At 58.7% G+C, this 22,100-nt stretch carries 22 protein-coding genes and 1 pseudogene; 10 read left to right on the top strand and 13 right to left on the bottom strand.

Annotated elements, in window-relative coordinates:
• Window positions 1-54 precede the first annotated feature (54 nt).
• Together rnt and pyrC are read right to left on the bottom strand one after the other, a co-directional pair.
• A complete protein-coding gene (rnt, locus tag ACQ4OE_RS20630) occupies window positions 55-732 on the bottom strand; it encodes a ribonuclease T (RefSeq protein WP_007916667.1) in 678 nt (225 codons plus the stop codon).
• Window positions 729-1,775, bottom strand: coding sequence for a dihydroorotase (gene pyrC, locus ACQ4OE_RS20625; RefSeq protein ID WP_122589755.1), 1,047 nt, complete (start codon window positions 1,773-1,775; stop codon window positions 729-731). The genes rnt and pyrC overlap by 4 nt, the downstream gene beginning before the upstream one ends.
• A gap of 160 nt (window positions 1,776-1,935) precedes the next feature.
• Here pyrC and ACQ4OE_RS20620 point away from each other — a divergent pair, with 160 nt between their 5' ends.
• Entirely contained in the window at window positions 1,936-2,844 is a 909-nt protein-coding gene (locus ACQ4OE_RS20620; protein ID WP_430947720.1) for a flagellar protein MotY, read from the top strand.
• A 129-nt stretch (window positions 2,845-2,973) separates the two neighbouring features.
• A complete protein-coding gene (locus tag ACQ4OE_RS20615) occupies window positions 2,974-4,191 on the top strand; it encodes an argininosuccinate synthase (RefSeq protein WP_016986656.1) in 1,218 nt (405 codons plus the stop codon).
• 160 nt (window positions 4,192-4,351) lie between these two features.
• Here ACQ4OE_RS20615 and ACQ4OE_RS20610 read toward each other — a convergent pair whose 3' ends face one another.
• Window positions 4,352-5,050 carry a hypothetical protein gene (locus ACQ4OE_RS20610; protein WP_430947719.1) on the bottom strand — a complete coding sequence of 233 codons (699 nt, stop codon included), beginning with the start codon at window positions 5,048-5,050 and terminating at the stop codon, window positions 4,352-4,354.
• Window positions 5,051-5,360: 310 nt separating this feature from the next.
• Here ACQ4OE_RS20610 and ACQ4OE_RS20605 point away from each other — a divergent pair, with 310 nt between their 5' ends.
• Complete coding sequence (locus tag ACQ4OE_RS20605) at window positions 5,361-5,987, top strand: response regulator transcription factor (RefSeq protein WP_122589749.1); 627 nt, start codon at window positions 5,361-5,363, stop codon at window positions 5,985-5,987.
• Window positions 5,988-6,075: 88 nt separating this feature from the next.
• Here the strand turns inward: ACQ4OE_RS20605 and ACQ4OE_RS20600 are convergent, their stop codons facing one another.
• The 8 genes and pseudogenes from ACQ4OE_RS20600 to metG all read right to left on the bottom strand — a co-directional run bounded on the left by ACQ4OE_RS20600 (window position 6,076) and on the right by metG (window position 13,072).
• Complete coding sequence (locus ACQ4OE_RS20600) at window positions 6,076-6,252, bottom strand: PA3496 family putative envelope integrity protein (RefSeq protein WP_122589747.1); 177 nt, start codon at window positions 6,250-6,252, stop codon at window positions 6,076-6,078.
• 106 nt (window positions 6,253-6,358) lie between these two features.
• Window positions 6,359-6,997, bottom strand: coding sequence for an endonuclease III (nth, locus tag ACQ4OE_RS20595; protein ID WP_122589745.1), 639 nt, complete (start codon window positions 6,995-6,997; stop codon window positions 6,359-6,361).
• Window positions 6,994-7,563: an Rnf-Nqr domain containing protein gene (locus ACQ4OE_RS20590; protein ID WP_430947718.1), complete on the bottom strand. Its 570-nt coding sequence runs from the start codon at window positions 7,561-7,563 to the stop codon at window positions 6,994-6,996. The genes nth and ACQ4OE_RS20590 overlap by 4 nt, the downstream gene beginning before the upstream one ends.
• The gene (locus tag ACQ4OE_RS20585) at window positions 7,560-8,165 is read right to left on the bottom strand and encodes an RnfABCDGE type electron transport complex subunit G (RefSeq protein ID WP_430947717.1); all 606 of its coding nucleotides are present in this window, start codon (window positions 8,163-8,165) and stop codon (window positions 7,560-7,562) included. Before ACQ4OE_RS20585 ends, ACQ4OE_RS20590 begins: the two co-directional genes overlap by 4 nt.
• Window positions 8,162-9,145 (bottom strand): RnfABCDGE type electron transport complex subunit D, encoded by a 984-nt coding sequence (locus tag ACQ4OE_RS20580; RefSeq protein ID WP_430947716.1) that lies wholly within the window; start codon window positions 9,143-9,145, stop codon window positions 8,162-8,164. The genes ACQ4OE_RS20585 and ACQ4OE_RS20580 overlap by 4 nt, the downstream gene beginning before the upstream one ends.
• Before the next feature lie 799 nt (window positions 9,146-9,944).
• Window positions 9,945-10,319, bottom strand: a pseudogene (rsxB, locus tag ACQ4OE_RS20575) (electron transport complex subunit RsxB); the annotation flags it as partial.
• Between the two features lie 17 nt (window positions 10,320-10,336).
• Window positions 10,337-10,906, bottom strand: coding sequence for an Rnf-Nqr domain containing protein (locus tag ACQ4OE_RS20570; protein ID WP_430947715.1), 570 nt, complete (start codon window positions 10,904-10,906; stop codon window positions 10,337-10,339).
• Window positions 10,907-11,020: 114 nt separating this feature from the next.
• Window positions 11,021-13,072 (bottom strand): methionine--tRNA ligase, encoded by a 2,052-nt coding sequence (metG, locus tag ACQ4OE_RS20565; protein ID WP_430947714.1) that lies wholly within the window; start codon window positions 13,070-13,072, stop codon window positions 11,021-11,023.
• Window positions 13,073-13,227: 155 nt separating this feature from the next.
• On the opposite strand from metG, the gene apbC reads away from it, so the two are divergent.
• Window positions 13,228-14,322 (top strand): iron-sulfur cluster carrier protein ApbC, encoded by a 1,095-nt coding sequence (apbC, locus tag ACQ4OE_RS20560; RefSeq protein WP_430947713.1) that lies wholly within the window; start codon window positions 13,228-13,230, stop codon window positions 14,320-14,322.
• Between the two features lie 71 nt (window positions 14,323-14,393).
• On the opposite strand, the gene ACQ4OE_RS20555 is transcribed toward apbC, so the two are convergent.
• Window positions 14,394-15,152: an SDR family oxidoreductase gene (locus ACQ4OE_RS20555; protein WP_430947712.1), complete on the bottom strand. Its 759-nt coding sequence runs from the start codon at window positions 15,150-15,152 to the stop codon at window positions 14,394-14,396.
• Between the two features lie 163 nt (window positions 15,153-15,315).
• On the opposite strand from ACQ4OE_RS20555, the gene ACQ4OE_RS20550 reads away from it, so the two are divergent.
• The 4 genes from ACQ4OE_RS20550 (at window position 15,316) to groL (ending at window position 18,839) form a co-directional block, all read left to right on the top strand.
• A complete protein-coding gene (locus tag ACQ4OE_RS20550; protein ID WP_430947711.1) occupies window positions 15,316-16,047 on the top strand; it encodes a HugZ family protein in 732 nt (243 codons plus the stop codon).
• Window positions 16,048-16,112: 65 nt separating this feature from the next.
• Complete coding sequence (locus tag ACQ4OE_RS20545; RefSeq protein WP_397481808.1) at window positions 16,113-16,589, top strand: FxsA family protein; 477 nt, start codon at window positions 16,113-16,115, stop codon at window positions 16,587-16,589.
• A gap of 260 nt (window positions 16,590-16,849) precedes the next feature.
• Window positions 16,850-17,143 carry a co-chaperone GroES gene (locus ACQ4OE_RS20540; protein ID WP_007916610.1) on the top strand — a complete coding sequence of 98 codons (294 nt, stop codon included), beginning with the start codon at window positions 16,850-16,852 and terminating at the stop codon, window positions 17,141-17,143.
• A gap of 49 nt (window positions 17,144-17,192) precedes the next feature.
• Complete coding sequence (gene groL / locus ACQ4OE_RS20535) at window positions 17,193-18,839, top strand: chaperonin GroEL (RefSeq protein WP_064391926.1); 1,647 nt, start codon at window positions 17,193-17,195, stop codon at window positions 18,837-18,839.
• Between the two features lie 190 nt (window positions 18,840-19,029).
• Here the strand turns inward: groL and ACQ4OE_RS20530 are convergent, their stop codons facing one another.
• Window positions 19,030-19,773, bottom strand: coding sequence for a phosphatase PAP2 family protein (locus tag ACQ4OE_RS20530; protein WP_430947710.1), 744 nt, complete (start codon window positions 19,771-19,773; stop codon window positions 19,030-19,032).
• A gap of 220 nt (window positions 19,774-19,993) precedes the next feature.
• Between ACQ4OE_RS20530 and ACQ4OE_RS20525 the strand changes: the two genes are divergently transcribed.
• Both ACQ4OE_RS20525 and ACQ4OE_RS20520 read left to right on the top strand, forming a co-directional pair.
• Window positions 19,994-20,665: a response regulator transcription factor gene (locus ACQ4OE_RS20525; protein WP_122589726.1), complete on the top strand. Its 672-nt coding sequence runs from the start codon at window positions 19,994-19,996 to the stop codon at window positions 20,663-20,665.
• Window positions 20,665-21,948 (top strand): sensor histidine kinase, encoded by a 1,284-nt coding sequence (locus tag ACQ4OE_RS20520; RefSeq protein WP_430947709.1) that lies wholly within the window; start codon window positions 20,665-20,667, stop codon window positions 21,946-21,948. The genes ACQ4OE_RS20525 and ACQ4OE_RS20520 overlap by 1 nt, the downstream gene beginning before the upstream one ends.
• Window positions 21,949-22,100 lie beyond the last annotated feature (152 nt).

Here is a 22,100-nt window from a genome sequence, read left to right as displayed (position 1 = left end):
AAAAACCGGCCCATGTGGCCGGTTTTTTTATGCGCGGTATTTATTCAACGAAGATCAGTCGTCGAAGTCTTCCCAGCCGCCCATCTGTTTCCAGCGGTTGACGATGCCACAGAACAGCTCAGCGGTTTTCTCGGTGTCGTAACGCGCGGAGTGCGCCTCACGGCCGTCGAAATCGATGTCAGCTGCCTGGCAGGCTTTTGCCAGTACGGTTTGACCGTACGCCAGACCGGCCAGCGTCGCGGTGTCGAAACTGGAGAACGGGTGGAACGGGTTGCGCTTCATGTCCAGACGCGCGACCGCAGCGTTCAGGAAGCCAAGGTCGAAGCTGCTGTTGTGGCCGACCAGGATCGCGCGCTTGCAGCCGTTGGCCTTCAGCGCTTTGCGAATGCCACGGAAGATGTCGGTCAGCGCGGTTTCTTCGCTGACCGCCATGCGCAGCGGGTGATCGAGCTTGATTCCGGTGAACTCCAGCGCTGCTGCTTCGATGTTGGCGCCTTCGAACGGCTCGACGCGGAAGAAGTAGGTGTGATCGGGGTAAACAAAACCCTTTTCGTCCATGGCGATTGTGGTCGCGGCAATCTCCAGCAACGCATCGGTGGCCGAGTTGAAGCCGCCGGTTTCTACGTCAACGACAACCGGCAGGTAGCCGCGAAAGCGTGCTGCCATCGGGTGACGGGAACCGCCACCACCACTTTGACCGTCCAGTTCGTCGTCGAAATGGTCTTCACTCACGCGTGTTCCTCCAGCAGGCGCCAGCGCAGTTTTTCACCGGCGCGCAGCGGGATAACGGTCAGCTCGCCAAACGGCAGGCTGGTTGGGGCAGTCCATTCTTCACGAACCAGGGTGATGCGATCGGTGTTTGCCGGCAGGCCGTAGAAACGCGGGCCGTTGAGGCTGGCGAAGGCTTCGAGCTTGTCCAGCGCATTACGCTGTTCGAAGGCTTCGGCATACATCTCGATGGCGGCGTACGCGGTGTAGCAGCCGGCACAACCGCAAGCGGCTTCCTTGGCATGCTGGGCGTGCGGCGCCGAGTCGGTGCCGAGGAAGAACTTCGCGCTGCCGCTGGTGGCGGCGTCGAGCAGGGCTTCCTGGTGCGTATTACGCTTGAGGATCGGCAGGCAGTAGAAGTGCGGCCGGATCCCGCCCACCAGCATGTGGTTGCGGTTGTAGAGCAGGTGATGCGCGGTGATGGTCGCGCCAACGTTGGCCGAAGCCTCGTTGACGAACTGCACGGCGTCGCCGGTGGTGATGTGTTCGAACACCACTTTCAGCGTCGGGAAACGCTCGACCACACGGCGCATGTGCTCATCGATGAAAATCTTTTCGCGGTCGAACACATCGACGTCGCCACGGGTGACTTCACCGTGGATCAGCAGCGGCATGCCGACTTCGGCCATGGCTTCGATCGCCGGCAGAATCTTGTCGATGCTGGTCACCCCGGAATCGGAGTTGGTGGTGGCGCCGGCCGGGTACAGCTTGGCGGCGTACACGAAACCGCTGGCCTTGGCCTGACGAATTTCTTCGGGCTGGGTGCGGTCGGTGAGGTACAGCACCATCAGCGGCTCAAAGCGACTGCCAGCCGGGCGGGCAGCGAGAATCCGCTGGCGATAGCCGTCGGCTTCAGCGGCGTTGCGCACCGGAGGTACCAGGTTGGGCATGATGATCGCGCGGCCAAAAGTGCGCGCAACATCGGCAACGGTATTGGTCAACACGGCACCATCGCGAAGATGAATGTGCCAGTCGTCGGGACGCAGCAGGGTCAGGCGGTCGGACATGAGGGGATTCCAGGCGGGTCAAACTGAGGCGAATGCTACCGGAAAAGACTCTTGCAGGCACTCGCTATCAAGTTTTGCGGGAACCTTCCGATATCACGTAGGTATGCCGTAAACATAGTGTGAATCGGTCTTTGTGTTTCAGAAGCCAATGGAGCCTCCCGTGCGCCAGCGTTATTTAGCCTTGCTCAGTGTGTTTGCCAGCCTCCCCGCGATGGCGCTCACGTACCAGACCCGTCTGGAGAACATTGAGTGGACGGTCGCCGGCGACAAGTTCGAATGTCGTCTAAGCCAGCCGATCACCGATTTCGGCTCGGGCGAGTTCGTGCGCAAGGCCGGTGAGCAGGCGATATTTCGTCTGAATGCCTACAACGCCATGCTTGGCGGTGGTTCGGCAACGCTGCTGGCCGCGGCAGCGCCGTGGCAACCGGGGCGCGGCGACATCAATCTGGGCAGTGTCAGGCTCGGCAGCGGCAGCGTCTTGTTCAGCAGTTCGCAGTCCCAGGCTGGCGGGCTGATCAGCGGTCTGCTCGACGGCCGCAGCCCGGTCGTGCGCCGTGCTTCAGGCGATGGCCGCGTGTCGGAAGTGCGTTTATTGCCGGTGAAATTCAGCAAGGCGTTTAACGACTATCAGACCTGTGTGGCGAAATTGCTGCCGCAGAATTTCGACCAGATCAAGCAATCGCAGATCGGCTTCCCCGGCGAAGGTGTTGATCTGGATCCCGCTGCCAAAGCCAGGTTGCAAGTGATGCTCGAGTACATGAAGGCTGATCCGACGGTCAATCACATCGAACTCGACGGACACTCGGACAACAGTGGCAATCGCCTGACCAACCGCGAACTGTCCCGCCGCCGGGCGCTGGCGGTGGTCGACTTCTTCAAGGCCAATGGCGTTCAGGAATCGCAGATCACCGTGCGCTTCCATGGCGAGCAATACCCGATTGTGCCAAACACCAATGCGGCCAATCGGGCGAAGAACCGTCGGGTCAATGTCAAACTGGCGCGGGTTGCACCGATTACCACTCCAGCGCCGCAAGCGAGCACGCCAGCCAGTACCGCAGCGACTTCCTGACCCGCCGGTCATCGTCGCGCTCTCGACAGATTCTGTCGCTTTGTCGTCTTAAGCTGTCGCGCCTCTGTAAATTATCGCGTTTGGGCGGTAGACTCCTCGGCTTTCCGTAGAACCCCGTGGAGTGATGGCATGGCGGACGTAAACAAGGTCGTTCTGGCGTATTCCGGCGGCCTGGACACTTCGGTGATCCTCAAGTGGCTGCAGGATACTTATAACTGTGAAGTGGTGACCTTCACCGCGGATCTCGGTCAAGGCGAAGAGGTCGAGCCGGCCCGCGCCAAGGCTCAGGCCATGGGCGTCAAAGAAATCTACATCGACGATCTGCGCGAAGAATTCGTGCGTGATTTCGTGTACCCGATGTTCCGCGCCAACACCGTTTACGAGGGCGAGTACCTGCTGGGTACTTCCATCGCACGTCCGCTGATCGCCAAGCGCCTGATCGAAATCGCCAACGAAACCGGCGCTGATGCCATTTCCCACGGCGCCACCGGCAAGGGCAACGACCAGGTGCGTTTCGAACTGGGTGCCTACGCGCTCAAGCCTGGCGTAAAAGTGATCGCGCCTTGGCGTGAGTGGGACCTGTTGTCCCGCGAAAAACTGATGGACTACGCCGAGAAGCACGCGATCCCGATCGAGCGTCACGGCAAGAAGAAGTCCCCGTACTCGATGGACGCCAATCTGCTGCACATCTCCTATGAAGGCGGCGTGCTGGAAGACACCTGGACCGAGCACGAAGAAGACATGTGGAAATGGACCGTCTCCCCGGAGAACGCTCCTGACAAACCGCAGTACCTGGAACTGACCTACCGTAACGGCGACATCGTTGCACTGGACGGCGTGGAAATGACCCCGGCCACCGTGCTGGCGACGCTGAACAAGATCGGTGGTGCTCACGGTATCGGCCGTCTCGACATCGTCGAAAACCGTTACGTCGGCATGAAGTCCCGTGGCTGCTACGAAACCCCGGGCGGCACGATCATGCTGCGCGCTCACCGCGCCATCGAATCGATCACCCTGGACCGCGAAGTCGCTCACCTCAAAGACGAGCTGATGCCGAAATACGCCAGCCTGATCTACACCGGTTACTGGTGGAGCCCAGAGCGTCTGATGCTGCAACAGATGATCGACGCCTCGCAGGTCAACGTGAACGGCGTTGTGCGCCTGAAACTGTACAAAGGCAACGTGATCGTTACCGGTCGCAAGTCCGACGATTCGCTGTTCGATGCCAACATCGCGACCTTCGAAGAAGACGGCGGTGCTTACAACCAGGCCGACGCGGCGGGCTTCATCAAGCTCAACGCGCTGCGCATGCGTATTGCTGCCAACAAGGGTCGCAAGCTGTTCTGAGTCCTCCAGACACGCAAAAAAATGGCGGCCTTGTCGTAATGGCAAGGCCGCCATTGTTTATCTTTCCTTTCTCATCTGACGTTGACCTGTCAGCTTCTTCCTGTTCGTGTATCCATCTTGCTGTCAGGGCGAACGTTCTGTTCCAGAAGTAGCCCACCTCTCAATCCCATTTCAAAATCGTAGTGGCCTGCAGGCTGACGTTGTAAGCGATACAGCGCGTTGCCCCCACGCCTTTTTTCGTGTGCTTGATATGACGCATCGCAATCTGTTGCAGTAAATCGTCGGTTGGACAATGGGTGAGAAACACCATGAACTTGCAGGGTTGTTTGGCGAGTCGTGGCAGATCCATCAGCAATTGATCGAACTGTGACTGCGTACTCATTTGACGTACATCAATGACGCGCACCATGCCCATGATTTTCGGCAATTGAATCGAGTGCTCGACCCACGGACGCGATTGTGAAACATCGTCTTCGGGTGGGTCGGGCGCTTTACCCGGGTGAGGCGAGTCGATTTTGGTTTTGGCGTGCAGTTCAGGCGAATCCGCTTGCGGTGTATCGTCAGCAGCTGAGTTGGCTTTGGTTTTGCTGTCATTAGTCGATATGTCATCAAAAGCTTTTAAGAAGTTGTCATCCTTGGCAAAGTCAGAAGGTGCATAAAGGGAGCGATAGTTGAAGTTGAGCGTCAGGAAAAACAGAAACAATAGATAAAAAGGAAAGCTGATCAAGAACCAGATATAGATTCTGCGTTCGTCATTCTCAAGAAAAGGTAGAGATACAGCGGCGGATGTTTCCGAGATGAGAGCGAATGTGGCAATAACAGTCATTGGGTTACTTATCTTGTTTTTTATGTAGTGCATGTTTGTTTTCCTGAAAGTCGTTTGTCTGTGGTTGTAGTTCGATATTTATATTAAAAAATACGGATTGAATAGACGTATCTTGTTTCAGGTTTTTAGGGTTTTTAAGAGTAACGACTTCGCAGGGGGAGAGGGCGTTATTGCATTTGCAATCTTGTTGAAGGCTGAAAATGGGTTTTTTGTAGGAATAATCTTCAATGGTTGTAGGAGGGGTCTTTCGCTGCAAGTGTAAGGGAACTCGTCTGTCCCACGAGTGATTTGACTACGCTATTGTGCGGGCTCTAAAAATCGAACAGCGAAATTGGACCTGCCCATGAATAAAGTGCTGATCGTGGATGACCACCCCGTCATTCGGCTTGCGGTGCGCATGCTGATGGAACGTCATGGCTACGAAGTCATTGCAGAAACAGACAATGGCGTGGATGCATTACAACTGGCTCGCGAACAAATGCCAGATATCGTCATTCTCGATATTGGAATACCCAAACTTGATGGTCTGGAAGTTATCGCTCGGCTGAGTTCAGTCGCGATGCCAATGAAAGTTCTGGTGTTGACGTCTCAGGCGCCTGGACATTTTTCCATGCGTTGTATGCAGTCGGGGGCCGCCGGGTATGTTTGTAAACAACAAGACCTGACCGAATTGCTCAGCGCTATCAAGGCTGTTCTGTCAGGCTACAGTTATTTTCCGAATCAAGCGTTGCATACCGTACGAACCACTCTCGGTAACGCCAGCGAAGCCGATATGGTCGATCGCCTGTCCGGGCGCGAAATGATGGTGTTGCAGCAGTTGGCGCGGGGCAAGACCAACAAGGAAATCGCCGACGGGATGTTTTTGAGTAACAAGACCGTAAGCACCTACAAAACCAGACTGCTGTTGAAATTGAATGCCCGTTCGCTGGTTGATCTGATTGAACTGGCGCAACGTAATGGGCTGGTCTGAGCATTTCACTAGTTGACCGGATCATGGGCCGATCGAATTCAGCTACCGATAGAAAGAACAAAGCCTCCGTTGCTGGAGGCTTCAGGTGTCATAGATCGTAATCGTACTCGGACAATTGCCTCTGCAGTCGGCGCTCCTCCAGCAGATTGTCGATGGTGCGGCGCTTGCTCAGATTGGTCTTGGCGACTTCGACCACAGGTTCGGCATCATCAGAGTCCACAGGGATATCGTCATCTACGTCCAGTTGCTCTTTGTCGCTACTCATAAGCTGACTCCCGGCTAAGAATGCCTTTGGCGCCCCTTATATCGACATTCCTGCAGCGGGTAAAAAAGATTTTTTCAATCGACGAATCAGTAAATGTAATAGCCAGTCAATCGTCCGATGTTTTGTCTTTGTACTCGCAGAGGTCTTCTATGCGGCAACTGCCACACCGGGGCTTGCGGGCCAGGCAGACATAGCGGCCGTGCAAGATCAGCCAATGGTGGGAGTCGAGCAAAAACTCCTTGGGTACAAACTTCATCAGCTTCTTTTCCACCTCCACCACGTTTTTGCCAGGCGCAATGCCGGTTCGGTTGCTGACCCGGAAAATGTGCGTGTCGACGGCCATGGTCAACTGGCGAAATGCGGTATTCAGCACGACGTTGGCGGTCTTGCGGCCCACGCCGGGCAAGGCCTCCAGTTCTTCGCGGGTCTCTGGGACTTCACTGCCGTGGCGTTCGACGAGCAGGCGACAGGTCTCGATAACGTTTTTGGCTTTGCTGTTATAGAGGCCGATGGTCTTGATGTATTCGGACAAACCTTCGACGCCCAGCGCGTGGATGGCGGCTGGCGTATTGGCGACCGGGAACAGCTTGGCAGTGGCCTTGTTGACCCCGACATCGGTCGACTGCGCCGAAAGGATCACGGCGATCAGCAGTTCGAAGGGCGAGGAGTAAGCCAGTTCAGTCTTCGGCTCGGGATTGTCTTCATGCAGTCGGCGGAAGATCTCAAGACGTTTTGCGGCGTTCATGGGCGATGCGTTTCCTTGGAAATAGAGTTCGAGCGAGTCCAGGCCTGTCGGGCCGCGAGCAGCAGCCCCAAGATAATGAAAGCGCCGGGAACCAGAGTGGCCAGAGGCAGCGCTTCGCTGAACAGGGCCAGGCCGGCTACGTTTTCCGTCAGCCCGCGAGCCAGGCTGCCGGTGCCGCTGACTTCACGTGCGACGGCGAGCAGAAACATCAAGCCGACGAACAACGTAGAGAGCCTCAAACGTACGGCCTGCGGTTGCCGAAAGAAGCCATGGTGTTCCAGCACCACGCACTGCAAGGCGATCAATCCCACGTAGAGTCCGAACGACTGCTGCCACGTCAGAAACCAGCCTCGCGCCAGAAGATCCGCGCAACTGGTGAACGTTGCGGCAAGCACCAGGCTGGCCAGCAAGACACTCCTACCCGTCATGCGCGAGCGCAGCGGTGCCATGGCTAACCCATAAATGCTTACCACGAGGACGAACATCAACACCGTCCCCAACGCGCCCGCCAGAGAAGACGTGGTGCCCAGCAATAACACCAGCATCAGTGAGTTGGACAGATTCATGCTCCGCTCCCCAATAATGCCAATCGATGCTCGTCAAAGTAGCGCAATGCATCGTGGATCGCGTTGATGGCTGCGCGCGAGGTGATGGTCGCCCCGGCCATTTGATCGAATTGCCCCTGATCTTTTTTCAACGCCCAGCCAGCATCGCTTGGTTCACCGCGCGATTTGCCGGTGAATGCCTGAAGCCAGTGGTTCGGCCAGTCGCCAATCGGCCCGCCGAGTGCCGGGGTTTCGGTTTGCTTGAGGGTTTTCACCCCGAGCAACTTGCCGTTGGCATCAATCGCTATCAGCAGTTCGATGACGCCGGCATAACCTTCGGTCTGGTTGCGCAGCAAGACGGCAACCGTTTGCCCGGCTTTGGTCGCGCGATAACCCGCCAGCAGCCTGCTATGGCTCAACTGGGCGTCGGCCAGGTTCAGCGGCTGTTGCAGCGGTTGATTGTCGTAAGCGTCGGCGGTTAGCAGGTCGAGCAGTTTGCGGCTGTCGGCCAAGCGCCTTTCGGCAGCAATGTGCGGCGCGCTGCTGCGTTGCATGAGGTACGTAGCGCCGATGCCAACCACCGCCAGCAACAATAACGTCAGTGCGCTGGCCGTGCGGTTCATGGGTTCACCTGTGGCTGGCGGTCACAGGCAAACCGCTCCAGCGCCGGCACGCAAAGATTCATCAACAGCACCGCAAACGCGACGCCATCCGGATAACCGCCCCACGTACGAATCAGATAAGTCAGCAAGCCAACCCCAACCCCAAACAGCACTCGGGCGAGTGCCGTTCTGGCGCCGGAAACCGGTTCGGTAATGATGAAAAACGCACCGAGCATGGTCGCGCCGCTGAGCAGGTGAAACAGCGGCGACCCATGGGAATCCGACCCCGAACCGTTCCAGCACACCAAGCTGATCACAAACAGGCTGGTGAGCATGCCGACCGGTGCGTGCCAGGCGATCACCCGCCGTTGCAGCAAAAATAATCCGCCGGCGAGAAAGGCCAGGTTCACCCATTCGGCACCGCGGCCGCCGAAACGGCCAAACGCGGAATGGCTCGCGAACAATTCGTCCATGGTCAGGCTTTTGTTGAGGCGCAGGCTGTCCAGCGCGGTGGCCTGAGCCCAAGCGTCCGGGGCTAGGCCAATGTTGAAGATTTGCTGAAGAGTGGTCGCAAAATCGAGACCGTGCGCCGGCCAGTGAGTCATCGATTGCGGGAACATCACCATGGCCATGGCAAATCCGAGCATCGCCGGGTTGAACGGGTTTTTACCGACGCCGCCGTACAGATGCTTGCCGAACAACAGCCCCGAAGCCACCGCCGTCGCCGTCAGCCACCAAGGGCAATAGGGCGGCAACGCGACGGCGAGCAATGTCGCGCTGACCACCGCGCTGCCGTCCCGTAACGGGGGCTGTAACGGTTGCCGCCGTAGATGAGCGACCATCGTTTCGACCAGCAACGCCGTGGCAATCGCCAGGACCAGGTTGATCAAGATGCCCCAACCGTACAGCCAGAACAGCGCCAACAGCCCCGGCAACGTGGCGAGCAACACCAGCTTCATCGCCTGTTGCAGGCGATCGTCCGGCGTCTCAAGGGGCGACATGGTCTTGCACCTGGCGCTCGGCGTCTTGCAGGCGGGCGCGTGCCTTATCGAGGATCTCGCTGGGCGTGTCGGCGCGGCGTTCGAGTTTGCTCAGGTCTGCGCGAACGTAGGCCAATTCGGTTTTAAGTTGGCGAAGCCGGCTGTCGATCGGACGTTTTTCGACGCGCACCCAGTCAGGCACAGGTTGATCGCTGGTCGCTTCGGCGTCATGCAAGGCCTGCTCGGCATCGCGCAAAGACTGTTCCAGCGTGGCGATCTGCTCCGGGGCGGCTTCGGCGGATTGGGCTTTTTTCAGTTCGGCGCGGCGCATGGCCAGTTGAATTTTTGCTCGTTTCAAATCCGCGTCTTTCGTCGGTGCTGAGACGACCGGCGGCGGTGGGGCGCTGCTTTCGAGTTTCGCCAAAGCGTGTTCCGCGGCTTCAAACTGCTGCTGCAGCACGATCAGTTGCGACTGCTGTTCAAACGTCGGCGGATGACCGAAAGCTTTCAACGACTTTTGCAACTGGGCGCGGCTCATCGCCACATCGATTTTGGCTTTTTTCAGTGCGGCGTCAGCGGTCGCGGTTTTTTGTGCACGCACACGCTCCAGCGCTGCCTGCACCGGGTCCGTTGCAGTCACCTCAGCTTGAGCTGCGCGTTTGGCCCGGGCTTCACGTTCAGCCTGCTTCTGCTGTTCTTCCCGCTGCAGACGGGCATTACGTCGCTCAAAGCGCTGACGTGCGTGATCACGTTTCGCGGCGCGGGCGCGTTGTTCATCCAGGTTGAAGGCCAGACCTCCCACCACCGGCAGTGTGCCGAGCGGCAGCGGGTGCATTTCAATGCAATCCACCGGGCACGGCGCGACGCACAGGTCGCAACCGGTGCACTCATCAATGATGACGGTGTGCATCAATTTCGCCGCGCCGACGATGGCGTCGATCGGGCACGCCTGAATGCATTTGGTGCAGCCGATGCATTCGGCTTCGCGGATATAGGCAACCTGCGGCGGCGCCGCGCCCCGGCTGATGTCCAGTTCCAGCACCGGCACTTTCAACAACTCAGCCAGGGCCGCGATGGTTTCTTCACCGCCCGGCGGGCACTTGTTGATCGGCTCGCCGTCGGCGATGCCTTCTGCGTACGGTTTGCATCCGGGATGGCCGCACTTGCCGCATTGGGTCTGCGGCAAAAGGGCGTCGATGCGTTGAATCAGACTCATGTTTTGATCAGTCCACTGAATCCGAGAAAAATCACTGCGATCAGTCCGGCACCGATCAGGTCGATCGGCAGGCCGCGAAAGGGCAGGGGAATATCGTTGTCGGCCGTGCGTTCACGCAAGTCGCAGAACAGGCTCAGCACCAGCCAGAAACCCAGACCGGCGCCGAGGCTCAGGGCTGCGGCGTGGAGCAGACCTTGATCGTTTTGCGCGTTGATCAGCGCCAGGCCAAGTACGCCAGCGTTGCCCAGTAACAGTGGCCACAAACCGTCGAAGGGCAGATTCGGCAGCCAGCGCGTCAACAGTTTCAACAGTGGCGCGATCAGCAAAACGCTCAACGGCAGAAACACGAACAGGTGCAGCGCTTGCAGTTGCAGCGGCACCAGTAGCCAATGCCAGATTACGAAACCGACCACACCCACAACCAGCATCAGGCACAACGTCGCCAAACCCAGCGCATGCACCTGCCGGCGACTCCCCGCCAACAGCGGATCGACACCCAGCGGCCAGTGCAACACGAAGTTGTTGAGCAGCGCAGCACTGATGAGCGTAAGCACAAGTTCGGTCATGGTTCTGCCAGCGAAACGGGCGGCTGTCTCTTAAGGTTAGGCATTATCAGGCCAGATATGAAAAATCCCACAGGCATGCCGGGCACGTCTGTGGGATTGATTCACCGCCGAGGATTACTTGATGCGTTGCCCCGGCTTGGCGCCGCTGTCCGGGCTCAGCAGGTAGATTTCTTCACCGCCCGGGCCGGCGGCCATCACCATGCCTTCGGAGATACCGAACTTCATTTTCCGCGGCTTGAGGTTGGCGATCATCATGGTCAGCCGACCGTCGAGCTTGGACGGATCCGGATAAGCGCTCTTGATGCCGGAGAACACATTGCGTTGCTCGTCACCGATGTCGAGGGTCAGGCGCAGCAGCTTGTCGGCGCCCTCCACGTGTTCGGCTTTGACGATCAGCGCGACGCGCAGGTCGATCGCGGCGAAAGCATCGAAGTCGATTTCCGGCGACAGCGGATCCTTGGCCAGTTCGCCATTGCCGGCCGGGGCGGCTGCACCGGTGTCGGTCTGGCTGGCGGTCAGGTCTTCTTTCGAGGCGTCGCTCATGGCTTGTACTTTTACCGGGTCGATGCGGGTCATCAGCGGCTTGAATTCGTTGAGCTGATGGTTGGCCAGCAGGGTGGTGTGGTCGTTCCAGGTCAGCGGGGCGACGTTGAGGAACGCCTCGGCATCGGCGGCCAGCAGCGGCAGCACCGGTTTGAGGAAGATCACCAGTTGGCGGAACAGGTTGATGGCGGTGGCGCAGATCGCCTGGACTTCATCCTGCTTGCCTTCCTGCTTGTTCAACGACCACGGCGCCTTGTCGGCGATCCAGGCGTTGGCGCGGTCGGCCAGGGCCATGGTTTCACGCATGGCACGGGCGAAGTCGCGGGCTTCATACGCGTCAGCGATGCTTGGCGCGGCAGCGAGGAAAGCTTCGGTCAGCTCAGGCGCAGCATTGATGTCGACCAGCAGGCCGCCGTTGCCCTTCTGAATGAAACCGGCGCAACGGCTGGCGATGTTGACCACTTTGCCGACCAGGTCGGAGTTGACCTTCTGCACGAAGTCTTCAAGGTTCAGGTCGAGGTCATCGACACCACGGCCCAGTTTCGCCGCGTAGTAGTAGCGCAGGTATTCCGGCGACAGGTGATCCAGATAGGTGCGCGCCTTGATAAAAGTGCCACGGGACTTGGACATCTTCTGGCCGTTGACGGTCAGGTAGCCGTGTACGTTGATGCCGGTCGGCTTGCGGTAGCCCGCGCCTTCGAGCATCGCTGGCCAGAACAGCGCGTGGAAGTTGACGATGTCCTTGCCGATGAAGTGATACAGCTCGGCGGTGGAATCCTTGGCCCAGAACGCATCGAAGTCCAGCTCCGGCGTGCGATCGCAGAGGTTCTTGAAGCTGGCCATGTAGCCGATTGGTGCGTCCAGCCACACGTAGAAATACTTGCCTGGCTCGCCCGGGATCTCGAAACCGAAATACGGCGCATCGCGGGAGATGTCCCACTGTTGCAGGCCGGCGTCCAGCCATTCGGCGATCTTGTTGGCGACGGCGTCCTGCAGGGTGCCGCTGCGGGTCCAGGTCTGCAGCATTTGCTGGAAATCTGGCAGTTTGAAGAAGAAGTGCTGGGAATCCTTGAGCACCGGGGTGGCACCAGAGATCGCAGATTTCGGATCCTTCAGGTCAGTCGGGGCGTAGGTCGCACCGCATTTTTCGCAGTTGTCGCCGTACTGGTCTTCAGTGCCGCACTTCGGGCAGGTGCCCTTGATGAAGCGGTCGGCCAGGAACATTTTCTTTTCCGGGTCGAAATACTGGGTGATCGAGCGCTGGGCAATGTGCCCGGCGTCACGCAGCTTGATGTAGATCTGGCTCGACAGCTCACGGTTTTCTTCAGCGTGAGTGGAGTGGAAGTTGTCGAAATCAACCAGGAACTCGGCAAAGTCGGCGCTGTGTTCAGCCTGCACGTTGGCGATCAGTTGTTCCGGGGTGATGCCTTCCTTTTCCGCGCGCAGCATGATCGCCGAACCGTGGGCGTCGTCGGCGCAGACGTAAATGCATTGGTTGCCGCGATGCTTCTGGAAGCGCACCCACATATCGGTCTGGATGTATTCCAGCATATGGCCAAGGTGAATCGAACCGTTGGCGTAGGGCAGGGCGCTGGTGACGAGGATCTTGCGTGGTTCGGACATGTGGGGCTTCGCTACTTGATGAAACGGAGGTCGGCCACTATAAAGCGCCGGGCAAGATATTTCACCCCTGCAAATAGTTGCCGGACATGCCGTCTGGAGGTTAGAAGGGGTACGATACCCGCCATCTTTTCCCAGTCTTGTTATCGGAGTTGCCCATGAGCGCCGTCACTCGCGCAGCGGTGGAAGCCGTCCTCAGCCAATACACCGACCCATATCTGAACCAGGACCCGGTCAGCGCCGGTTGCGTCAAGCACGTCGAAATCCTCGGTGACCGCGTCAACGTGCAGCTGGAAATCGGTTACGCCGCCGGTCTGTTCAAGAGCGGCTGGGCGCAATTGCTGCAAATGGCCATCGAAAACCTCGACGGCGTGGTGACGGCCAAAGTTGAAGTGAACAGTGTGATTGCCGCGCACAAGGCCCAAGCGCAGATTCCGGGGCTGGCCAACGTCAAGAACGTGGTCGCCGTGGCTTCCGGCAAGGGCGGTGTGGGCAAGTCGACCACCGCCGCCAACCTGGCGCTGGCGCTGGCCCGCGAAGGCGCCAAGGTCGGCATTCTCGACGCCGATATCTACGGCCCGAGCCAAGGCATCATGTTCGGCATCCCTGAGCGCACTCGCCCAGAGGTCAAGGATCAAAAGTGGTTCGTGCCGCTCAAGGCTCACGGTGTCGAAGTCATGTCGATGGCCTTCCTGACCGACGACAACACGCCGATGGTCTGGCGTGGGCCGATGGTCTCTGGCGCGTTGCTGCAACTGGTCACGCAAACCGCGTGGGGCGATCTCGATTATCTGGTCATCGACATGCCGCCAGGCACCGGCGATATTCAGCTGACTCTGGCGCAGAAAGTCCCGGTGGCTGGCGCCGTGATCGTCACTACGCCACAGGATCTGGCCCTGCTCGACGCGCGCAAAGGCGTGGAAATGTTCCGCAAGGTCAACATTCCGGTGCTGGGCGTGGTGGAAAACATGGCCGTGCACATCTGCTCTAACTGCGGGCATGCCGAGCATCTGTTCGGTGAGGGCGGTGGTGAGAAGCTGGCGACACAGTACGGCGTTGAACTACTCGCCTCGCTGCCATTGTCGATGCTGATCCGCGAGCAGGCCGATGGCGGCAAACCAACCGTGATCGCGGAGCCGGACAGCCAGATTGCCATGGTCTACCAGGAACTGGCCCGCCACGTCGGCGCTCGGATCGTATTGCAGGAAGCGGCGACGCCGGCGATGCCGAACATCACCATCAGCGACGATTGATCAATCAGCAACACTGAAAAAACCTGTGGGAGTGAGCAGGCTCGCTCCCACATTGGGTTTTGCGGTGTGGGTTAAATACGCAAACCGCCATCCATCTCCAGAATCCGACCGGTGTAATAGTCGTTCTCGAAGATATAAGCCGCCGAATGGGCGATCTCTTCCGGCTTGCCCATGCGCTTGAGCGGAATCCCCGAGGTCATCTTTTCCAGCGCTTCCGGTTTCATGCCCAGGGTCATTTCGGTTTCGATGAAGCCCGGTGCAATCCCCGCAACACGAATCCCGTAACGCGCCAGTTCTTTGGCCCACGTCACCGTCGCCGCAGCAACGCCAGCCTTGGCCGCGGAATAGTTGGTCTGGCCAACGTTACCCGCCCGCGAGATCGACGAAATATTGATGATCGCGCCGCTGTTCTTCAGCTCAACCATTTTCGCCGCCACTTCACGGGTGCAAAGGAACACGCCGGTCAGGTTGACGTCGATGACGGCCTGCCACTGTGCCAGGCTCATCTTGGTCATTTCGCCGTCCTTGACCTTCAACAGCAGGCCATCACGAAGGATCCCGGCGTTGTTGATCAGGCCGTGAATCGCGCCGAAATCGGCAGCGACCTGAGCGACCATGTGCTCGACCTGCTCTTCATTGGCGACATTGCACAGATAGCTGCGCGCCTCGACGCCGTTGGCCTTGCAAGCCGCGACCGCGTCGTCGAGTTTTTCCTGATTGAGGTCGACCAGCGCCAGCTTCGCGCCTTTGCCGGCGAAATACTCGGCCATCGAGCGGCCCAAACCCTGGCAACCGCCAGTGATAATGATTACTTTGTCGTTGAGTTGCATTCGCATGCCCCGATAGCAGGTCTGAGTTGTTTTTGTTGTGAGCGACTCTCGATCTGCACCGCCGTGGCGGGTTTGCACATGAGAATTGCCTGAAGGTGTGACTGGGACTTGATTCCCGGCGCCCGTCCGTTTTTTCGACGGATTCTATTTAAGGAGTCATAAATTGAGCGTTGAAGTGGCGAAGAATGCCCGAGAATTGCTTCTCAAGGAATACCGCGGAGTGTTGTCAACGCACTCCAAATCGATGCCCGGTTTTCCCTTTGGCTCCGTGGTGCCGTATTGCCTGGACGAGCAGGGCCGCCCGCTGATCCTGATCAGCCGCATCGCCCAGCACACCCACAACCTGCAAAAAGACCCGAAATGCTCGCTGCTGGTGGGGGAACGTGAAGCCGATGACGTGCAAGCCGTTGGTCGCCTGACCTATCTGGCCGAAGCGCAAAAGCTCGAAGACCCTGCAGCGATTGAAGCGGCCGCCGAGCGTTACTACCGTTATTTCCCCGATTCGCAGAACTATCACAAGGCCCACGATTTCGACTTCTGGGTGCTGATCCCGGTGCGGCATCGCTACATCGGCGGTTTCGGCGCGATTCACTGGGTCGATCAACTGACCCTGGCCAACCCGTTTGCCGGCAAGGCTGAAATCAGCATGGTCGAGCACATGAACAGCGATCACGCCAAAGCCATCGCGCACTACGTCGATCTCGCCGGCCTGCCGAAAACCGTGGCGGCGCAACTGGCCGGGATCGACACCGAAGGCATGCATCTGCGCATCGGTCAGGCGCTGTACTGGTTGCCGTTTCCGGCAGTTTGTAATACGCCGACACAAGTGCGCGAAGCCCTGGTTTCATTGGCTCACGCCGAGGTCTGGCCAAAAAATGCAGTGGCCGACGCTTGAATTCACGAAAGGGCGACGTCATCTAAGGCTTACTGCAAGGCATTTCTTGCGTTGAGGAAACTTTGATGCGCCCTTTTCTGTTGCTCTTTCTGCTGTTTCCGGTGCTGGAGCTGTTCGTATTCGTCAAAGTGGCAGGGGCTATCGGGTTTTTCCCGGCCCTGCTGCTGATCATTGTCGGCTCGATGTTCGGTGTGTTTGTGCTGCGCGTCGCCGGTCTGGCCACTGCATTGCGTGCCCGTGAAAGCCTGAACCGCGGCGAACTGCCGGCGCAGACCATGCTGGAAGGTTTGATGCTGGCCTTGGCCGGTGGTCTGCTGATCCTGCCGGGCTTCATCAGCGACGTGGTCGGTCTGGTGATGTTGCTGCCGATCTCCCGTCGTCTGCTGGCGAACAAGATGCGCCAGCGCGCCGAAGAACAGGCCATGCGCCAACGTGCGTTCGCCGATGACCTGCAACCCCGTGGCGGTCCTGCACCGCGTCAGCCGCTGGGCCGCGAGGGCGATGTGATCGAAGGCGAGTTCGAACACCGCGACTCCAAGTAATTCCGCTCTCTGCACGGCACCTTCGGGTGCCGTGTTCGTTTATGGGCTGCTTTTGTGCAACCTATCGGTGAAAAATTTTTCGCCTCGCCCTTGTAATAAGCTTATGCGCCCTTATGTATCGGTCACCGAAAGGTTTCCGACATTTGAGTCGGACAGACTTCCGCGGCTCGCTCGACGAACCGCAACCGGCGCAGGCCGGATTTGTTAAACCCGCCGGGAATACACCGGCCGATGAAAACCACAATTAGGAGAGATCGACAATGAAGCTTCGTCCTCTGCATGACCGCGTCGTAATCCGTCGCAGCGAAGAAGAAAAGAAAACCGCTGGCGGTATCGTCCTGCCAGGTTCGGCTGCTGAAAAAGCCAACCACGGTGTGATTCTCGCTGTAGGCCCGGGCAAAGCTCTGGAAAACGGCGAAGTGCGCGCACTGTCCGTGAAGGAAGGCGACAAGGTTGTGTTCGGTCCTTACTCCGGCAGCAACACTGTGAAAGTCGACGGCGAAGACCTGTTGGTAATGAGCGAGAACGAAATCCTCGCCGTTATCGAAGGCTGATACCCCGTTCATTTTCCCGCTACTACAAAGTATTTAAGGAATATCGATCATGGCTGCTAAAGAAGTTAAATTCGGCGATTCCGCCCGCAAGAAAATGCTCGTTGGTGTCAACGTTCTGGCTGACGCAGTAAAAGCGACCCTGGGCCCGAAAGGCCGTAACGTGATCCTCGAGAAGAGCTTCGGCGCTCCGACCATCACCAAGGACGGCGTTTCCGTCGCCAAAGAAATCGAACTTGAAGATCGCTTCGAAAACATGGGCGCGCAGCTGGTCAAAGACGTTGCCTCCCGTGCCAACGATGACGCAGGTGACGGTACTACCACCGCGACCGTTCTGGCTCAGTCGATCGTCAACGAAGGCCTGAAAGCCGTCGCTGCCGGCATGAACCCGATGGACCTGAAGCGCGGCATCGACAAGGCGACCATCGCCATCGTCAAAGAGCTGAAAAACCTGTCCAAGCCATGCGCTGACACCAAGGCAATCGCTCAGGTAGGCACCATCTCCGCCAACTCCGACAACTCCATCGGCGACATCATTGCCGAAGCCATGGAAAAAGTCGGTAAAGAAGGCGTGATCACCGTTGAAGAAGGCACTGGCCTGGAAAACGAACTGTCGGTTGTAGAAGGCATGCAGTTCGACCGTGGCTACCTGTCCCCGTACTTCGTCAACAAGCCGGAAACCATGGTTGCCGAACTGGACAACCCACTGGTGCTGCTGGTCGACAAAAAGATCTCGAACATCCGCGAAATGCTGCCAGTACTGGAAGCCGTTGCCAAAGCCGGCCGTCCACTGCTGATCGTTTCCGAAGACGTTGAAGGCGAAGCCCTGGCGACTCTGGTTGTGAACAACATGCGTGGCATCGTCAAAGTCGCAGCCGTCAAGGCTCCAGGCTTCGGCGACCGTCGCAAGGCCATGCTGCAGGACATCGCTGTTCTGACCGGCGGTACCGTTATCTCCGAAGAGATCGGTCTGAGCCTGGAAGCAGCCACCCTGGAAAACCTGGGCAGCGCCAAGCGCGTAACCATCTCCAAGGAAAACACCATCATCGTTGACGGTGCTGGCGTTGCGGGCGACATCGAATCGCGTATCGCTCAGATCCGTGCTCAGGTTGCCGAAACTTCCTCGGACTACGACCGTGAAAAACTGCAAGAGCGTCTGGCCAAGCTGTCCGGCGGCGTTGCAGTGATCAAGGTTGGCGCTGGTTCCGAAGTTGAAATGAAAGAGAAGAAAGCCCGCGTTGAAGACGCCCTGCACGCAACCCGTGCAGCCGTTGAAGAAGGCGTGGTACCTGGCGGTGGCGTTGCGCTGATCCGTGCTCTGGAAGCCATCCTTGACCTGAAAGGCGACAACGCTGATCAGGACGTAGGTATCGCTGTTCTGCGCCGTGCAATCGAAGCTCCGCTGCGTCAGATCGCTGCCAACAGCGGCGACGAGCCAAGCGTTGTGGTCAACGAAGTCAAGAACGGCAAAGGTAACTTCGGTTACAACGCTGCGACTGGCGAGTACGGCGACATGATCGAAATGGGCATCCTGGACCCAACCAAGGTAACCCGTTCCGCTCTGCAAGCAGCCTCGTCGATCGGCGGTCTGATCCTGACCACCGAAGCAGCGGTAGCTGACGCGCCGAAGAAAGACGGCGGCGCTGGCGGCGGCATGCCAGACATGGGCGGCATGGGTGGCATGGGCGGCATGATGTAAGCCAGCCTTACCCCGTAACGCAAAACCCCGCTGACGAAAGTCAGCGGGGTTTTTTATTGTCCAAATCCTGGCTTCACCGCGGATCAATGTGGGAGCGAGCCTGCTCGCGATTTCGATGTGTCATTCACATTTATGTTGGCTGAACCGACGCCTTCGCGAGCAGGCTCGCTCCCACAATTGGATTTGTGTTTCAGGCGCTGACCGGATGTGCCTTGCTCACGGCCTCAGCCTTAACCGCCGGGCGATACAGCACCCAGTAATACGACCCCAGGCAAATCAGCCAACAGAAAATCGCCGTCCACACGTTGTGCGAAAAGAAGTGCGCGCCCTGCATCATCCGGCTGATCGAAAACACCGAGCCCAGTGCAAAGGCGAAGATAAACGCCTGTCTGGCCAGACGCGGACGGCGATCACGCAGCACAAAGAACAGCGCAAACAAGGTAAACCCGGTGGCCGCATGCCCCCCGGGCCAGCAGCGACCAGGCTTGTCAGTCTGCGGGCGATGTTCCATCAGTTTGCTGTAAGTCTCATGGCCGCCGAATTGCTCCAGGCTCCACGGGCACTGCACCGCGGTCACGGCTTTGACCGGCGTGACGAAAGAGGTGGCCAATCCGAGCGACAGCACCAGGCAACCCAGCTCACGCTTGAACGGTTTCAACCGCTCAACGAAGAAGGCCCCGATGAAACCGATGATCGCGAACACCGAAAAGGCGATGACCACCTCTTTGGCGCGGTCATGCAGGATGTCTTCGAGAAAGTAACTGTGCCGCCCGATAAAGTCGCCCGCGACCGGGTCGTAAAACAGTCGGGCCAGATCCATGTCCAGATCGGTGAGTTCGAGCAGCACCAGAATGAGCGCCGCAACAGCAGGTACTCCCAGGCACCACCAGAAATTCAGCGGCCTGGAAACGGGACGGGCAGAGGTCGACACCATGGTAATTCCTTGGTCGGTAAGTGTGTTCTGAGGAGCGCAACCGCGGGGAGTCTGCGCGTGCTGGCGTCGTGGATTTGTTAATCGAAAGTGAAAAATACGTTGCGGGGCACAATGAACGTTTTTCTCCTCAAACAACCCAACACATGCCTAGCCGTGAGCCACACTTGGCCTTAAGCTGCGCGGGCCAAGACGGCCGTTACCGTGTACGGAAGAGGTGCCCATGCGAATCCTAGTGGTCGAAGACAACCGCGACATCCTGGCCAATCTGGCCGACTATCTGGGCCTCAAGGGCTATACCGTCGATTGTGCCCAGGACGGTCTGTCGGGCCTGCATCTGGCGGCCACCGAGCATTACGACCTGATCGTGCTCGACATCATGCTGCCGGGGATCGACGGCTACACCCTGTGCAAACGCCTGCGTGAAGACGCGCGGCGCGACACGCCGGTGATCATGCTCACCGCGCGCGATCAACTCGACGACCGTTTGCAGGGCTTCAAGTCCGGTGCCGACGATTACCTGATCAAACCGTTCGCCTTGTCCGAGCTGGCCGCGCGCGTCGAAGCGGTGATGCGTCGCTCCCAGGGCGGCGGTCGTCGGGCGTTGCAGGTCGGCGATCTGAGCTACGACCTCGACACCCTGGAAGTCACCCGCGAAGGCAAACTGCTCAAGCTCAACCCGGTCGGCCTCAAGTTGCTGGCGGTGTTGATGCAGAAGAGCCCGCACGTCCTGCGCCGGGAAATTCTCGAAGAGGCGCTGTGGGGCGATGACTGCCCGGACAGCGACAGCCTGCGCAGCCACGTGCACCAGTTGCGCCAAGTGATCGATAAGCCTTTTGCCAAACCACTGCTGCATACCGTGCACGGCGTGGGTTACCGCCTGGCCGATGCGTAATGGAGTTTAGACAGAGCCTTTCCCAGCGGATCATCATTGCTTTTGCGCTGATGAGCGCGTTGGTGGCCGGCGCCTTCGCCATGGGCATCGTCGCGACCGTGCACCTGGTCGAAGAAAAACTGATTTCGGCGGGTCTGGGCGGCGACCTGCAGCGTCTGCTGCTGATGGACAACGTCTCGGACTGGAGTCACCGCCCTGAGCCGGATCAGTTGTTCTACTTCAGCGGCGGGCCGGGCGATTTCGAGTTGCCGAAGGATCTGCGCCACCTCGATTCCGGGTTTCATGAAGTCTTTCGCGAGCAGCTCTCGTATCACGCGATGGTTGAAGTCGTTGACGGTCGGCGTTATGTCCTGCTGCAGGATCAAAGCGATTTCGAAGAGCGTGAGCGCGTACTGTTTGCCGTGGTGCTGGTGGGTTTCGTACTCAGCCTGGCGCTGGCGGTCTTCCTCGGGTGGGTGCTGGCGCGCAAAGTGATGGCTCCGGTGGTGCGGCTTGCACGGCAAGTGCGCCATCGCGACCAGTTGCTCGGGCTGGCGCCGCCGCTGGCTCCGGATTACGCGAAGGACGAAGTCGGCGAGCTGGCCGTGGCGTTCGATGCCACGCTGGGGCGTTTGCGTCAGGCGCTGACCCGGGAACGCTTGTTCACCAGTGACGTCAGTCACGAGTTGCGTACCCCGCTGATGGTGCTGGCCAGCTCCTGCGAATTGTTGCTGGAGAATCCGGCCATCGATCAGCGCGGTCGTTCTCAGGTCGAGCGCATTGCCCGCGCCAGTGAAGAAATGCGCGAACTGGTGCAGACCTTCCTGATGCTCGCCCGCGCCCAGCGTGAAGACGTGGGTATGTCGCCGCAGCAAAATATCACCCAAGTGGCGGACAGCTTGCTCTGTGTCTGGCGCGAACCGATCGAAAGCAAAGGGTTGCAGCTGCAGTTCGAGCCGGGCAACCCGCCGCAGACCAGTTACAACGCGACGTTGTTGACCGCAGTGATGGGCAACTTGCTACGCAATGCCTGTCACTACACCGAGCAGGGTTTCATTCGCCTGACGCTGACGGCTCAAGGGTTTGTCGTCGAGGACTCGGGTGTTGGTATTCCGGAAGAAAAACGCGAAGCCATGTTCCAGCCGTTCGTGCGCGGCAAGGAAAATCGCGGCGAAGGCCTTGGGCTCGGTCTTTCCCTGGTACAGCGCATTTGCGAAAACGAGGGCTGGGCCGTCAGGTTGAGCACGATGGAGCCCAATGGCTGCCGGTTTGAGGTAGATCTTGGCGTATCTGACCCACGGTAGTGGCACCCAGCCACTCCCGCCAACCTGTCTAAATCCTGTATAACCTTGAAATAGTTTGTTGATTTACCCAACGAAATTTTCACAACTGGATGACCTGACGCTGACACCCCCGTCCTTAAGGTGGGGACATCAGTCATTCAGGAGTCCAGGTG

It is taken from the genome of Pseudomonas sp. WC2 (genome assembly GCF_050586545.1).
GTDB lineage: Bacteria > Pseudomonadota > Gammaproteobacteria > Pseudomonadales > Pseudomonadaceae > Aquipseudomonas.
Note: the sequence above shows the minus strand (reverse complement) of the source record. Positions and strands in the feature narration are given on the sequence as shown.

Excerpts from the sequence above, each read along its gene's own strand:
- pyrC (WP_122589755.1), bottom strand. The coding sequence starts at position 1,775 with ATGTCCGACCGCCTGACCCTGCTGCGTCCCGACGACTGGCACATTCAT.
- ACQ4OE_RS20615 (WP_016986656.1), top strand. The coding sequence starts at position 2,974 with ATGGCGGACGTAAACAAGGTCGTTCTGGCGTATTCCGGCGGCCTGGAC.
- ACQ4OE_RS20610 (WP_430947719.1), bottom strand. The coding sequence starts at position 5,050 with ATGCACTACATAAAAAACAAGATAAGTAACCCAATGACTGTTATTGCC.
- ACQ4OE_RS20605 (WP_122589749.1), top strand. The coding sequence starts at position 5,361 with ATGAATAAAGTGCTGATCGTGGATGACCACCCCGTCATTCGGCTTGCG.
- ACQ4OE_RS20600 (WP_122589747.1), bottom strand. The coding sequence starts at position 6,252 with ATGAGTAGCGACAAAGAGCAACTGGACGTAGATGACGATATCCCTGTG.
- nth (WP_122589745.1), bottom strand. The coding sequence starts at position 6,997 with ATGAACGCCGCAAAACGTCTTGAGATCTTCCGCCGACTGCATGAAGAC.
- ACQ4OE_RS20590 (WP_430947718.1), bottom strand. The coding sequence starts at position 7,563 with ATGAATCTGTCCAACTCACTGATGCTGGTGTTATTGCTGGGCACCACG.
- ACQ4OE_RS20585 (WP_430947717.1), bottom strand. The coding sequence starts at position 8,165 with ATGAACCGCACGGCCAGCGCACTGACGTTATTGTTGCTGGCGGTGGTT.
- ACQ4OE_RS20580 (WP_430947716.1), bottom strand. The coding sequence starts at position 9,145 with ATGTCGCCCCTTGAGACGCCGGACGATCGCCTGCAACAGGCGATGAAG.
- ACQ4OE_RS20570 (WP_430947715.1), bottom strand. The coding sequence starts at position 10,906 with ATGACCGAACTTGTGCTTACGCTCATCAGTGCTGCGCTGCTCAACAAC.
- metG (WP_430947714.1), bottom strand. The coding sequence starts at position 13,072 with ATGTCCGAACCACGCAAGATCCTCGTCACCAGCGCCCTGCCCTACGCC.
- apbC (WP_430947713.1), top strand. The coding sequence starts at position 13,228 with ATGAGCGCCGTCACTCGCGCAGCGGTGGAAGCCGTCCTCAGCCAATAC.
- ACQ4OE_RS20555 (WP_430947712.1), bottom strand. The coding sequence starts at position 15,152 with ATGCAACTCAACGACAAAGTAATCATTATCACTGGCGGTTGCCAGGGT.
- ACQ4OE_RS20545 (WP_397481808.1), top strand. The coding sequence starts at position 16,113 with ATGCGCCCTTTTCTGTTGCTCTTTCTGCTGTTTCCGGTGCTGGAGCTG.
- ACQ4OE_RS20540 (WP_007916610.1), top strand. The coding sequence starts at position 16,850 with ATGAAGCTTCGTCCTCTGCATGACCGCGTCGTAATCCGTCGCAGCGAA.
- groL (WP_064391926.1), top strand. The coding sequence starts at position 17,193 with ATGGCTGCTAAAGAAGTTAAATTCGGCGATTCCGCCCGCAAGAAAATG.
- ACQ4OE_RS20530 (WP_430947710.1), bottom strand. The coding sequence starts at position 19,773 with ATGGTGTCGACCTCTGCCCGTCCCGTTTCCAGGCCGCTGAATTTCTGG.
- ACQ4OE_RS20525 (WP_122589726.1), top strand. The coding sequence starts at position 19,994 with ATGCGAATCCTAGTGGTCGAAGACAACCGCGACATCCTGGCCAATCTG.
- ACQ4OE_RS20520 (WP_430947709.1), top strand. The coding sequence starts at position 20,665 with ATGGAGTTTAGACAGAGCCTTTCCCAGCGGATCATCATTGCTTTTGCG.